Below are 13,164 nucleotides of genomic sequence, written 5' to 3'. Positions count from 1 at the left end.
AGGTCAATCTCCCATATATGAAAATTCTACATGATAGCATCCTTCATTCAGATACTAATTATATAAGAGTTTAAGCATTATTATTGTGCAGTGTGCGATTGGCATGTGAAAAGGATCAAAATGAGACGTAAATTAGCACGACGGAATATAGCCGCTGCGGCCGTTGCCTCTGCCTGCCTGTTGTTCTCGGGCGCAGGCATGGCAGAAGATTCACTCGCCATTGATACCTCATCTGGACCGGTTATCGGAGTGGTTAATCATGGCGTTGATTCATGGCTGGGCCTTCCTTATGCGGCGCCTCCCGTCGGCGATCTTCGCTGGCAGCCTCCGCAACCGGTTAAACCTTCCGGCACTCCGGTTAAGGCTAATGTACTGGCCAGCAGCTGTGCGCAGAATGCTGACCTCGGCGATTTCGCACGTGCGGGAGGGAGTGAAGACTGCCTGTATCTGAATGTTTATCGGGCGGCAGAAGCCAGCGAGCGCGCGCAGAAATTGCCGGTATTCGTCTGGATTCATGGCGGAGTTTTACAGGTAGGTCAGGGCGGAGATTACGATCCTGCCAAACTCGCCCTTCAGGGCAAGGCTGTTGTGGTAACCCTGAATTATCGCCTGGGCTTGTTTGGCTTCCTGTCTCATCCTGCACTGGATGCCGAAGGACATGAGTTTGGCAATTACGGGCTGATGGATCAGCAGGCGGCGTTGCGCTGGGTTCAGAAAAATATTTCGGCGTTTGGCGGCGATCCGTCAAATGTCACCATTTCTGGTGAATCATCAGGCGGTAACAGCGTTATGGCGCATATTGCCGCTCCTGAATCGGCCGGATTATTCCAGCACGTTGTGGCAATGAGCGGCTCGGGCATTATGACCCGCCATCCGGCATTTGGTGCGCCACGCCCGCTGACCGTGGCAAGAGAGGCCGGTATCGCCTTTGCTAAAGCGGTTGGCTGTGAGGCGGGTGATGCCGCCTGCCTGCGCGCGCTTCCAGCTAAACGGATCCTTGACGTTCAGCCAGCCTATGCGCTCAACGAATTCATCATCGACGGAAAGGTATTACCTGTTCACCCGTCAGATGCTTTCCAGGCAGGCAAGATTAATCACGTAACGCTGGTAAGTGGCACCACCCGCGATGAGGGGCGTTTTTTTGTAGCGCTTCCGGAATTAGCGAGCGGCAAGTCGTTAAAGGAAAGTGATTATCCGGAGTGGATAAAACGCCAGTATGGTGAGGCGCTGACGCCGAAAGTGCTGGCTGAATATCCGCTTAAAAATTATGACAATCCGAGTGAGGCCTTTGCTGCTGCGGTAACAGACAGCATGTTCTCCTGTCCGGCGCGGGCAATGAACCGAACGCTGGCAGATAAAATACCGGTTTATGCTTATGAATTCAGCGATCGCACTGCGCCATCTTATGTCGGTCCGGTCTCTTTTCCACTGCTGGCGGCACATACCTATGAATTGGGTTACCTGTTCCCGGGATTCAGAGGCGGTAGCGACATTCAGGTCAAGCTGAACCCTTTGCAGGAGAAATTATCAGACGAAATGGTCAACTATTTCGCCGATATGGCAAACATCTCAGCCCGTCAACACCACTGGCCACGCTTCAATCCTCAGTCAGACAACTACATGACCTTTGCACTGCCAAAAGCCAGGATGATTTCGGGACGCTTCGCTGAAACCCACCATTGTTTATTCTGGGACCAGCAGGCCATTTATTAATTTTCAGCAGTTCTCAATACCCGCCGCAGACTTCAGGTTGCGGCTTTTGCCGGCTCCGGGAACTGGCAGTGGTGCTTTTTTCAACAGAAAACAGGAGATTGATAATGACCCGCAAATTTGGTTTTACATCAACAACTGACGAAGTGCTTAGCGGTCACTCGCTCAAAGGTAAACGCGTACTCATCACCGGTGTTTCGGCTGGGCTTGGAATTGAAACCGCCAGGGCGCTGGTAGCCATCGGGGCGGAAGTTATCGGCACCGCACGTAATCTTGCCAAAGCAGAGTCGGCGACGTCGGTTGTTCGTGACGCCGCCCGGACCGCAGGTGGCAACTTTGACATGATCGCGCTGGATCTGGCTGATTTGAAGAATGTTGACCATTGCGCCGGCCTTCTGGTCAGCCAGGGTAAACCGTTCGACATTGTCATTGCCAATGCAGGCGTAATGGCAACGCCACAGGGATATACCGCTGACGGGTTCGAGACGCAATTTGGAACCATCAGAACGGGCAAAGGCGCTGTGGCACAAAAGCGAACAGCTGCTGCGCGACTACATCTAACTGCGAAAAATATCACTCAGTGATTTTATTCCGGCTGGGAGGTACTAATAAATGAAAAATAGAATTCTTGGAACTCTAAGGCGATGTAATAAAGTTCTTGCCAGAGGCACAGATTATCTTAAACAGCACGGATGCGGCCCTGACAGTCATACGTGAGGGTGGAGGGATCGGAATGTTGCCGACGTATTTATCGCACCCCTATGTTGTTAGCGGAGAGCTTGTTCCGATTCTTGATGGTGAGCAAACTGTCAGGCACAATATTTTGGCATTCTGGACTGAGAGTCGGCGAGGAAATCCTAATGTCAGGGCATTTCTTAATTTTTTAGATGACATTTTTCCAAATCCCACACCGTGGAATACTTTCGATGGTGATGAAAAATAAGGGTAATTGCTGCGAAAACACTCTGGTTCTGCAAGCACTTTATAATTAAACCGGCCGGTACTGCGCCCAATAATTACCAGGACGCAATATCCGGCCGACTCATTAGCGAACAGCGCACAGTTCATTCCAGTAACTAAAGCGGATACGGTGCCGCAGTTGATTATTATTCATCGTTTCACCATTTCACTACGCCGCGCTGCCAGGTCAGCAGTCGATCGCGCAAAGCAAACAGCAGGGTGATTAGCGATGAAAACAGTAGCGCCATCACAATCAGAGCGGCATACATATTGGCATACGCCGCCCAACCCTGCGCCCATTGTAAATACCAGCCCAGCCCCGATTTTACCCCCATCATTTCGGCGGCCACCAATACCGAGAAGGATGCACCCAGCCCCATAAACAGCCCAACAAATACGTGGGGTAATGACGCCGGAATCGCCACGCGCACAATTAAAAACAGCGTGCTGGCACCCAGCGTTCGCGCCACATCGTAATAACGCTGATCGACACTGGCGACGCCTGACCAGGTCAGCACGGTGACCGGAAACCAGGTTGCCAGACCAATCAGGAAGATCGCTGCTGAAAAGCTTGACGGAAAAAAGTACAGCGACAGCGGTAACAGTGCGGTTGACGGTACCGGACCGAGAAAGCGCAGCACCGGATGCACCCAGTAACCCAGTCCGCTCGACCAGCCAATTGCCACACCGGTGAGAAAACCGCTGATGCTGCCGAGTAAAAAGCCCAGCGCCAGCAGCCGCAGCGAGTGCAGTACGCTGTCGCCCAGCCTTGGCCAGTCGGTGGCCCAGGCCTCAATCAGCGCACGCGGCGGTGCAAAGAATGGCGCAGGCAGCAGTGCCAGTTTTGCGGTGACGATTTCCCAGACCGCCAGTAACAGTGCGAGCGCAATAAGCCAGCGCGCCGCCCGACGCAGCGGTTGCAGCAGCGAGGAGAGGGCGAAAAAACGCCCGGCGAGCACCGTCAGCGTCAGCACTGCCGCCAGCAGCACAAACAGCTGATGGGTTTCACTGACAAAGCGCGGCGCGGCAAATCCCACCGGCTTATCCGGCCAGTAGATCATCAGCGCCGCCAGCGCCCACCAACCGACAATTGCCAACTGAAGCGCCAGCGTAATGCGTTGTGGCTCAGCGCGCTGTCTGGCTAAAGAGACGGTTTCACTGGACATCATCCCTCCTGATCGTTACGCAGCATGATGCTGATGCTCACCCGCAGGCAGCAACTCAGGCACATAGTGGTCGGCAAAGCGTTGTGCATCGGTCTCCGGGCGAATCACATTAATGGTTTTCAGCTCATTAACGTAAATTGCCACTTCTTTACGCAGCTGCGCGCCGGTAGAGTGATGACCATGAGTATGTTCGCTCAGCATTGCGGTGATATCCTCGACCGGCACTGAACCCGGCACAAACGGCGCAAAAATTTTCGCCGTTTCCGCCGGGTGTTGTGCCGTCCACTGCTGGGCATCGACAATCGCCTGAGTAATGGCTTGCGCAACTGCTGGATTATCGCGCACCAGCGAACCGCGCAGTCCGAGTACGCAGCAGGTGAGGTTGGCGTATTCACCGTTAAGATTATTATCGACCTCCACCAGTTGATGCTGCTGCTTCAACAGCCAACCCTGTGGGTCGTCAGTTGCCAGCGCCTGGACTTCACCTTTGCGCAGCGCCTCGCCGAACAGATCGGCAGGATATTGCAGCCAGTTCACCTGCTTATCCGGGTCAATACCCAGTTTCGCCAACTGAATGGCAAAGAAATTGCGAATCGGGCTGGCCTGATCGGTCACCGCCACTGATTTTCCCACCAAATCTTTTACGCTATTGATGCCGGAATTTTCCGGTGTCAACAGCCGCATGCAGCCACCGTGGGTGCCGACAGTCAGGTCGACATCAAATCCTTGTTCCAGCGGTTTCAGCCAACGTAACGCCATACCAATACCGCCGTCGGCCTGCCCGGTGGCAATCGCCTGTAATAATGCATCGGTAGGGCCGCTAAAATTAACCGGCTCGACATTCAGACCATATTTCTTAAAGAAGCCCTGCTTGAGCGCCACAGAAATTGGCGACTGACAGACTGCAGTTTGTCCCCATGCCAGCTTCACCGTAGTCAGTGAGTTATCTTGCGCCAGCACCGTGGAAGGTAACAGTGAACTGGTACTGAGACCTGCGCCTAATAATCCCAGGTTACGCATAAAATGGCGTCTTGAAAGTGAATAGTGATTGCCTTGCATGAATTTCCTCGCATAAACATCCCGTTTAATTGAAAAGCATCATGCAAATAAAAATGCTGTGGGAGAAATAACAATGCTGCATGTGGTTATGCGGGAAATCATATATAGCAGACCGGAAATATTTGCGGCGGATGAAGGGATAGCTTTGCCAGAATTGTTATTTTGAATTACCCGCAGTGGTGATAAACCTGTCAAAAAACCACAGGAGAACACCATGGCGTTTGCAGCCGCGACAGAGCAGGGGAATGGACTGGCATTAAATATTCATCAAATCAGCCATCAGTTTTGGTTGGAAAATGAGAGTCTGCCGGTGTTACAGCAGGTCTCTCTGGAGATAAAACCCGGCGAGTTTGTGGCGTTGCTGGGGCCTTCTGGCTGCGGTAAGTCTACACTGCTGCGGCTGGTTGCCGGGCTGGACTTACCAACTGAAGGTGAGATCTTTGAAGATGATACTCCACTTACCGGTCCGCATCCCTCACGGGTGGTGGTATTTCAGGATCCAACGCTCTATCCGTGGCGTACGGTGCGCGATAACGTGGCGTTGGGATTACAGGCGCAGGGAAAGCGCGATGCCAGCGTCCGCCAGCGTATAGACAGCGTGCTGGAGCGCGTCGGATTGACGCAATTTGCCAATGCCTGGCCGCGACAGCTTTCCGGTGGCATGGCGCAGCGCGCCGCACTGGCACGGGCGTTGGTCAATAAGCCACGACTGTTAATTCTTGACGAACCGCTGGGTAAGCTCGATTCATTAACCCGCATTCGCATGCAGCGTGAACTGGTCAGCCTGTGGCAGGAGCAGCGTTTCACTACGCTGATGGTGACTCATGATGTCGAAGAAGCACTGTTAATGGCCAACCGGGTGGTGATATTCAGTGCGCGCCCGGCGAAAATTCTGGAAGTGATCCACGTCGACGTGCCTTTTCCGCGGCGGCGTAACGATCCACAACTGATTGCCTTGCGAACCCGTGCGCTGGCACAACTGGGCGCGGAACTGAATGAGGAACAGAATTAATGAGCAGTGAAATTCATCATTCGATAGCCGACCTGGTCGGCAGAACGCCATTATTAACGCTGCATGGATTGATCAATCATCATCAGCTGGCAGCGGAGGTGATTGCCAAGCTGGAATATTTTAATCCCAATCACAGTATTAAAGATCGCACTGCGCTGGCAATGGTGGAACAGGCCGAGCGGAGCGGAAAATTAAAACCCGGCGATACGCTGGTCGAAACCACCAGCGGTAATACCGGTATTGGTCTGGCGGCTATCGCTGCGGCAAAAGGCTACAAATTCCGCGTCTATATTAATGACTATGTCAGTCTGGAAAGAACAAAGCTGGTCAGGGCTTTTGGCGGCGAAGTAATTAAGTTTAGTGAGGTAGAACACTTTAGCGAGATACTGGAAGCCAGCGACGGCGACTTTGTTGCGGCCACAAAATGGCTGGAAAATAATGTTATCGCCAAATTACCCGATCATTATTTCACCGCTCAGTTAGAAAATCCCGCCAATCCTGATATTCACCGTACTACCACCGGGCCGGAAATCTGGCAGCAGACTGCTGGTCAGCTGGATATTGTCATCGCTGCCGTGGGAACTGGCGGCACGGTATCGGGTGTAGGCCAGTTTTTCAGGCAGCAAAATCCGGCGGTGCAGATTATTGCCGTTGAGCCGGGGATTAATTCGCGCCCGAGCGCAGAAAATCCCGATCCGCTGGAAATCACTGGTGTACATCAGTTTACCGATATCGCCCCCGAGCGTATTCCGCCAACCATGAATAGCGATATTTACCATGAGGCGCTGGCGGTCGAAACCTGGCAGGCGTATCAGGCTGCACGCGAAGTGGCGCAGACCGACGGTATTCTGATTGGAGAATCGTCGGGAGCGGTCCTGCATGCGGCAAAAATCGTTGCCAGCCGTCCGGAAAACGAAGGCAAGAAGATCGTGGTGATCCTTGCCGACAGCGGATTGACCTATTTATCCACCGACTTGTTTAATACCGATGTCAGCATTGAGCAGTTAAAAACCGCAAGGGCACAACTGGCCGATGGCTAAACTCATTGGGGAGTTCCCGGGCGCAGCACATAGGTAATATGTGCCTTGCGCGCCGGGGCTTGCTTCTAAAAACTCGCGGTATTTGATATATTATTGTGCATTGCTTATTCACAGCCACGGCGCCAATAACAACAAGATTCGCCGTAACCAGGATGACACAATGTTAGATTATCGCTTCCCGACAGCGCTGCAGATGGTTCTCAGCGTAGCGATGGCGGAGCAACTGGGTAAACGCTCGACCAGCGCCGTTCTGGCTTATGGCCTTGAGGCTAACCCTAGCTTTATCCGTAAGCTGATGGTTCCGTTAACCCGTGACGGCATCATCGTCTCAACGCTTGGCCGCACCGGCTCGATTCATCTTGGCCGTCCGGCAGAGCAGATCACGTTGCGCGATATTTACCTCTCAGTTATTGAAGATAAGCGCATCTGGGCATCGCGCCCGGACGTGCCGGCTCGCTGTGTCGTCAGTGCCAATGCTTGCTGGTATTTTAAGGCGATTGCTGACGAAGCCGAGCAGGCTTCGCTTGAGGTGCTGGCGCGTCGTACCGTAGCCGATGCCTTAGCTGAACTGAAAAAAGCCGATACCAGCGGCTGTATGGACTGCCCCGAGCCAGAACTCATCACTGATGGCAAGAAAACGGGCCGTTAGCCGGGCGGCCCATCAATTTATCTGGCTGTTTAAAACCACTTCATCCGCGCGCATTCCGTTAAACCCGTGCTTTATGCTGGCCAGGTAGAGTGCAAAATAGTCTTTTACCATCGTCATAAATTCCGGCGTCAGCGACACGATGTGTTTGTTATCGACAATGCTCAACAACTGATTTTGCTCTGCTGCCTGCAGGCAACGCTTGATATGAGAGCGGGAGACGCCGCAGGAAAAAGAGGCTTTAAGCAGATTGTAATGTACATCCAGCGTATTCTGCTTAATGCTCTCCAGAAAGAGGTTAAACATTATCATATGCCCGCCATCGCGGCTGAGAAAGTCAGCGCTGCCCGGCACCATATAGTGAATAAAGATCCGATTTAAAGTGATCTCTGAGTAATGCTTAAAAAAAGCTGGCACGAAGTTCTGATGGTTCTGATAGAACGCCAGATCAAAATCGGTAGAAAGCATGGCACAAGGAAGTAACATTGTGTTAATCATCTTTTTCGTTTCTACTAACGTTTTAGCTGTAGGTTTATAATTAAACTTACGTTTGTCGGATGCATCCTTATAAACCTCAATCCTGCCGCCAACTCTTAAATACAACAGAAAAGAGTCCAGGGAATTACTGCTTAGCAGGTCATTCGCGATGCAGAACTTCTTGATATCTTTGAAAGTGCTTTCTTTACGGGTGTAATAAAGACCCAAAATGGCTGAGCCGATGAGAAAACGGTTTGCCTTGAAAATGGTCTTAAAATACAGCGGGTTAGTCAAAAAAAGTTTTTGAAGAACGTCATAATGGCATTGTATCGCCTCATCAAAAATCCTTTTCTTTTTAAACGCGGCCGCCATTGTTCTGATGCTGGATTCCAGTTCCAGCCTTTTTTTGCTAATAAAGGGCATTTTGATTTTTTTTAATGTTAGTAAATTATTTGGTTAGGAATTATCTTATTGATATTCATTAATCCTGTCAACAAGATGGCGTGTTTTTACACAATTCTACAATGCATTCTCATTTGGCAGTTAATAACTCTTACGTTTACATTTTGTTGAATTTAAAACCAACTTTCGGATAGTAAAACATCTGAAATTGTGTATTTAAAAAATGAATGGCAGACGATTAAGTTAATACTGAAGTATGTCTTACATTTTTAAACACAAGTGAAATTATTATTAATTCTCAATGGTTTGTACAGATTTATTTTTGCTGCGTTAAATTAGGCACAATTATGGACAGTGACTTAAAAATCGTGATGAATAGAATTTAAACAGCTGTCTGAATACTTTTTAAGATAATTCAAATATTACCAAATTTGTTCAGATATTTATTAGTCATTTATGGCGGCAGCTCTAAACGTTTAAACGAATGGGTACTTGTGATGAGGATGTTAATGCTGATTTAGCATTACCAGCCGGGTTTCAGCTGCCAGTAAGACGCTGCAGATAAGAAAGGCATATTGGGCCGGTCAGGAGGTTGTTGATCGATCACTGTCGATGCCGTGGATGATGCACTGGCCACTGCTTCAGTGTTGCATGCCACCCTGATGGGCGGCGAAATTGAACAGGTGTGAGAGATGAATCATCGTACTTTACTGTCACTTTTAATGTTGATCACTCTTTTAGTGATGTTCTCACCGGGCAAAACACTGGCTTTCAAATCTGATGATAAAAGAAGTGGTCAGCCTATTAATGCGTTTCACACTTAAAAAAACCGGGATGTTTTTAATGGCCAGTATATCAATACTGATTTTGGCATTGTTTAGAGATTAGCTGACATAATTTGTCAATCGCTGCCCGTTTAGCAGAAAGCTCTGCCGTTATCAATGCAGGGATATCTCCGACATGGAATAACCCGGACGTTGGCGGCAACGGCCAACGTTTTTTAGTTAAAGTTTCACAAATAAATATTGCTACCGATCCTTTTACTGTAACGGTGTTACAGGTTATGAGTCTTCATTAAACTTAACTGAAAGTTCAGAAGGTAAGATATGAACCACATTAATCGATTAACCCTGATGATAATAGACAACAATCGATTTTTCCTGGACGGCGTGCTGGCGTTTATAGAGAGTCAATATCCCGATGTTACCATCAGATTGTCCGGAAGAAAGGTAAAGCAGATTGATGTTCTGATGGTCGGGCTTGATCGCGTCTCACTCAGTACCGCCAGATGTTACAGTCATCGGTTGGCAGCGCGCAGCAGGGTGCTGATGATTCATGATGATTGTAATGCCAGACAGAGTAGTATTCCGTTTTCTTTACGACAGCATAATTTAATTCATATGCACCGAAAGCAAACGTTAAGTGAGTTTTCCGCCATTATCAGTAAAATTTTAGGATCGGTCACCGGTAACGGCAGCAGGACAATACTGACTATTATTGATAAAAAATCTGCCAATATCAGTATACTGACGCCACAAGAAAAGGTATTAGTCGATCATATGCGGGTGAATACGCAGCTGAAAGAAATCGCCTGCCAGATGGCATTAAATCCTAAAACAATCAGCACTTACAAGCGCTCAATTATGCAAAAGCTGGATATGCAGAAAAATCTGGAGTTCTACCATTGGCTACTTTATTCAAATAACTAAACGGAATGACAATTGAAATTACCTGACCTTAGCTACCGCGCTGGAAGGTGATAAATAACGTAATTAAGGTGACGCTTTAGAGCGTCAGTCGCTGCTTTCAACTGAAGAAGTCAAAATATTCTGGCAGAGATAAGCCGAAATTGTTGTGGCATACATTAAATCATCCTGTTGAGCGCTGGTGAAGCACCGAATGTCTGAATTGATCTCCTGATAGCCATGGTCTGGCGCACCGTAAAGAGATCAGTGAACTGAGTAATGAATCAAAACCCGCCGCGGCGAGGCGTTCTGAGAACCTGTAGATGGGTGAGAAAGTCCTTATTGGCAGCAGGGATTTAAATGTAATAATAAAACTTGCATTTAAACGCAGGATCACTCAGCATTAAGTGTAACTGATATTATTACTATTCGTCATCGCGACGGGAGAGAGGCAAGATGAGAAGTGAGGCATTCATCCACGATCTGCTTAACTGGATTGATAATCATATTGAAGGGCGACTGGATCTTGACACCGTTTCTGAGCGCGCGGGCTATTCTAAATGGCACTTGCAGCGCATGTTCAAGGAGCACACCGGCTTACCGCTGGGCGAGTATATCCGCGCCGAGAAACTGAAAAAGTCTGCCGACCGTTTGACTAACAGCAACGAGCCAATCCTCAACGTCGCCATTTCACTCGGTTTTGACTCTCAGCAGTCGTTTAACCGTAGCTTTAAACGCCAGTTTGGTCAGGCACCGGGGGCGTGGCGCAGAACCTCCAGCCATGCACAACAAGCCGAGTGCATGCATCGTTAAGCCAACGCCAGGGCCGGCTCATCCGGCCCGCGATAGGGTTTTAAACTCAATCTTCGATAGATTCTTGCGGGCTATTTTTGCCTGAAACGGTTAACCCTCCGTCTTCTGGTTTTCGCTTATCATCCTGCTGCTAACTGCAAATTCATGCTACCGACTGCTTTTATCAGCCGGTCATTCCGCGTGGCGGTCTCCCGCAAAGCATTATGATTGTCAGAGCCTTAACGGTTATAATCCACCGTAATCACATCTTTCAGGATCTGGCATGAGTAAAAAATTGTGGATCGCGTTAGTGGTGGCGATGGTTGCTGCCGTGGCGGGATTACAGCCCGGCAAGCAGCAGACCTCGGTAACGCACTCGTCATCCGTGCAGCACAGTGGCGTGGCGCACGATAATATTAGTGAATTAACGGCCGAGCGCCGGGTCGTGGGATATCTGCAACAGCATCAGCGTCTGCCGGACTACTACATCACTAAAAGTCAGGCGCGCCGTCAGGGCTGGGATGCGCGTGAAGGCAACCTGTGCAATACGCTGCCGGGCAGAGCGATTGGCGGCGATCGTTTCGCCAACCGTGAAGGGCGTTTACCGCAGCAGCAGGGAAGAAAATGGTTTGAAGCGGATGTCAATTATCGCTGCGGGCACCGTAATGCCGATCGCCTGCTGTATTCCAGCGATGGGCTGATTTTTTTGACCAAAGATCACTATCGCAGCTTTAATAAGGTCAATTAACCATGCCGACAATCAGCTTTGATTTTCGTTATATCGCCGATCGTAATGAGTTCTATCGCCAGTTTGCAGCGAAGTGCCAACTGGGCGAGGAGTTTGGTGCCAATCTTGATGCGCTGTGGGATGTACTGACCGGCGAGTTGGCCTTGCCGCTGGAGATTCGGCTTCTGCATCTGCATCAACATACTCACAGCGCACAATTCGCAGCGATTATTGCCACGCTGGAAGAGGCCGTGGAAGAGCTTGACGGATCACTGCAGTTGACGCTGAATTAATTTCCCACAAGTCGATGCCCTTTATATCCCTGTTATCATTAGGTGTAATAGGTTTATGCCTTTTACATTTTGTTATTAATCTATTTAATTTCCGCTCTCTACTATCTGAATGGTGATGGCGGTTTATAAATCGCACCTTAACATTTCACTGCTTATTATTTTAGTGATAATTGAAAGTGGCTGATATTTTAACTAATGGATTAATGATAAAGGCAATAAGGATATAATAATGACAGTAAAGGGCATAGCAGTATCAGGGTTACTGCTGGCAGGAAATGCCTGCGCCGAAGATAATAACTGGAAGATAAATACGCGTGCTGACTCGGTATCCGTGGCAAGCTCGCTGGGATGGCTGGGTGGTCGTGCGCAAGAGTCAGTCTATGCCAGCAGCGGAGGTGACAAAGTCAGCCAGCTGGACTGGAAAATTCACAATGCCGCCATCATCAAAGCGGATATCAGCTGGGATGCTTTGCCGTGGCTGACCGCAAACGCAGGCGGCTGGACGACGCTGACCTCCGGCAAAGGACATATGGTGGATCGCGACTGGATGGACAGCCAGCAGTCCGATCCCACGCACTACTCATGGCACCCCAATACCTCACTGAATTATGCCAATGAGTTTGATTTGAATTTGAAAAGCTGGCTGTTAAAAGGCGAAAGTTATCGTCTTGGGCCGATTATCGGTTATCAGCAATCCCGCTTCAGCTGGACTTCGTCAGGGGGTACATATCGTTACTACAATGGTCTGGTTAGCGGCAGCTTTCCACAGAACCGGCCTGTAATCGGTTATCAGCAGAAATTTACCACGCCCTATATTGGTCTGGCCGGACAATACCGCGCCAGTAGTGTCGAGCTTACTGCGCTGTTGAAATACAGCAATTGGGTGAAATCCAGTGATAATGACGAACACTATTTACGCAAGCTAACCTTTCGCGATAGCAGTAAGCGATCGGGTTATTATTCACTGCTGGTCGATGCCGGATATTACCTCCTGCCGAATATTAAACTCTATACTGAGCTGAGTTATAATCGTTATCAAGAGGGAAAAGGCGGCACCGAGATTATTGATCGTAGCAGTGGGCAAACCCATCAGATGAAAGGTGATGTTGCCGGGCTTGCTAATACCTATTACACCGCGCTGGTTGGCGTAAAATATACCTTCTGATAACAGGCCGGGGCGATTTTTCGCCCCGGC

14 protein-coding genes are annotated in these 13,164 nt (G+C 49.5%); 11 read left to right on the top strand and 3 right to left on the bottom strand.

Annotation, left to right across the window (positions count from 1 at the left end; genetic code table 11):
• The first annotated feature begins 120 nt into the window (after positions 1-120).
• The 3 genes from RIN69_RS11745 (at position 121) to RIN69_RS22915 (ending at position 2,653) form a co-directional block, all read left to right on the top strand.
• Entirely contained in the window at positions 121-1,713 is a 1,593-nt protein-coding gene (locus RIN69_RS11745) for a carboxylesterase/lipase family protein (RefSeq protein WP_313852013.1), read from the top strand.
• Between the two features lie 104 nt (positions 1,714-1,817).
• Positions 1,818-2,294, top strand: coding sequence for an SDR family NAD(P)-dependent oxidoreductase (locus RIN69_RS11740; RefSeq protein ID WP_313852012.1), 477 nt, complete (start codon positions 1,818-1,820; stop codon positions 2,292-2,294).
• 74 nt (positions 2,295-2,368) lie between these two features.
• Complete coding sequence (locus tag RIN69_RS22915) at positions 2,369-2,653, top strand: LysR substrate-binding domain-containing protein (protein WP_390902362.1); 285 nt, start codon at positions 2,369-2,371, stop codon at positions 2,651-2,653.
• A gap of 175 nt (positions 2,654-2,828) precedes the next feature.
• Here the strand turns inward: RIN69_RS22915 and RIN69_RS11735 are convergent, their stop codons facing one another.
• Both RIN69_RS11735 and RIN69_RS11730 read right to left on the bottom strand, forming a co-directional pair.
• Positions 2,829-3,836: an ABC transporter permease gene (locus RIN69_RS11735; RefSeq protein ID WP_313857719.1), complete on the bottom strand. Its 1,008-nt coding sequence runs from the start codon at positions 3,834-3,836 to the stop codon at positions 2,829-2,831.
• Positions 3,837-3,851: 15 nt separating this feature from the next.
• Positions 3,852-4,895 (bottom strand): ABC transporter substrate-binding protein, encoded by a 1,044-nt coding sequence (locus tag RIN69_RS11730; RefSeq protein WP_313852011.1) that lies wholly within the window; start codon positions 4,893-4,895, stop codon positions 3,852-3,854.
• 214 nt (positions 4,896-5,109) lie between these two features.
• On the opposite strand from RIN69_RS11730, the gene RIN69_RS11725 reads away from it, so the two are divergent.
• From RIN69_RS11725 to RIN69_RS11715, 3 genes are all read left to right on the top strand, one after another.
• Positions 5,110-5,907 carry an ABC transporter ATP-binding protein gene (locus RIN69_RS11725; protein WP_313852010.1) on the top strand — a complete coding sequence of 266 codons (798 nt, stop codon included), beginning with the start codon at positions 5,110-5,112 and terminating at the stop codon, positions 5,905-5,907.
• Positions 5,907-6,947 carry a PLP-dependent cysteine synthase family protein gene (locus tag RIN69_RS11720; protein ID WP_313852009.1) on the top strand — a complete coding sequence of 347 codons (1,041 nt, stop codon included), beginning with the start codon at positions 5,907-5,909 and terminating at the stop codon, positions 6,945-6,947. Before RIN69_RS11725 ends, RIN69_RS11720 begins: the two co-directional genes overlap by 1 nt.
• Before the next feature lie 160 nt (positions 6,948-7,107).
• Positions 7,108-7,596 carry an RrF2 family transcriptional regulator gene (locus tag RIN69_RS11715; protein ID WP_313852008.1) on the top strand — a complete coding sequence of 163 codons (489 nt, stop codon included), beginning with the start codon at positions 7,108-7,110 and terminating at the stop codon, positions 7,594-7,596.
• A 12-nt stretch (positions 7,597-7,608) separates the two neighbouring features.
• Here the strand turns inward: RIN69_RS11715 and RIN69_RS11710 are convergent, their stop codons facing one another.
• On the bottom strand, positions 7,609-8,442 hold the full coding sequence (locus RIN69_RS11710) for a hypothetical protein (RefSeq protein ID WP_313852007.1): 834 nt from the start codon (positions 8,440-8,442) through the stop codon (positions 7,609-7,611).
• A 1,199-nt stretch (positions 8,443-9,641) separates the two neighbouring features.
• On the opposite strand from RIN69_RS11710, the gene RIN69_RS11705 reads away from it, so the two are divergent.
• From RIN69_RS11705 to RIN69_RS11685, 5 genes are all read left to right on the top strand, one after another.
• Positions 9,642-10,181 (top strand): LuxR C-terminal-related transcriptional regulator, encoded by a 540-nt coding sequence (locus RIN69_RS11705; RefSeq protein WP_313852006.1) that lies wholly within the window; start codon positions 9,642-9,644, stop codon positions 10,179-10,181.
• Positions 10,182-10,613: 432 nt separating this feature from the next.
• The gene (locus RIN69_RS11700) at positions 10,614-10,970 is read left to right on the top strand and encodes a helix-turn-helix domain-containing protein (RefSeq protein WP_313852005.1); all 357 of its coding nucleotides are present in this window, start codon (positions 10,614-10,616) and stop codon (positions 10,968-10,970) included.
• A 262-nt stretch (positions 10,971-11,232) separates the two neighbouring features.
• Entirely contained in the window at positions 11,233-11,697 is a 465-nt protein-coding gene (locus RIN69_RS11695) for a ribonuclease domain-containing protein (protein WP_313852004.1), read from the top strand.
• Between the two features lie 2 nt (positions 11,698-11,699).
• Positions 11,700-11,969, top strand: a complete 270-nt coding sequence (locus tag RIN69_RS11690; protein ID WP_313852003.1) for a barstar family protein — start codon at positions 11,700-11,702, stop codon at positions 11,967-11,969.
• A gap of 229 nt (positions 11,970-12,198) precedes the next feature.
• On the top strand, positions 12,199-13,134 hold the full coding sequence (locus RIN69_RS11685; protein WP_313852002.1) for an omptin family outer membrane protease: 936 nt from the start codon (positions 12,199-12,201) through the stop codon (positions 13,132-13,134).
• Positions 13,135-13,164: the final 30 nt, after the last annotated feature.

This window comes from Winslowiella toletana, assembly GCF_032164335.1.
GTDB classification, from domain to species: domain Bacteria; phylum Pseudomonadota; class Gammaproteobacteria; order Enterobacterales; family Enterobacteriaceae; genus Erwinia; species Erwinia toletana_A.
The sequence above is the reverse complement of the archived record's forward strand: the minus strand, read 5'-3'. Positions and strand labels throughout refer to the sequence as shown.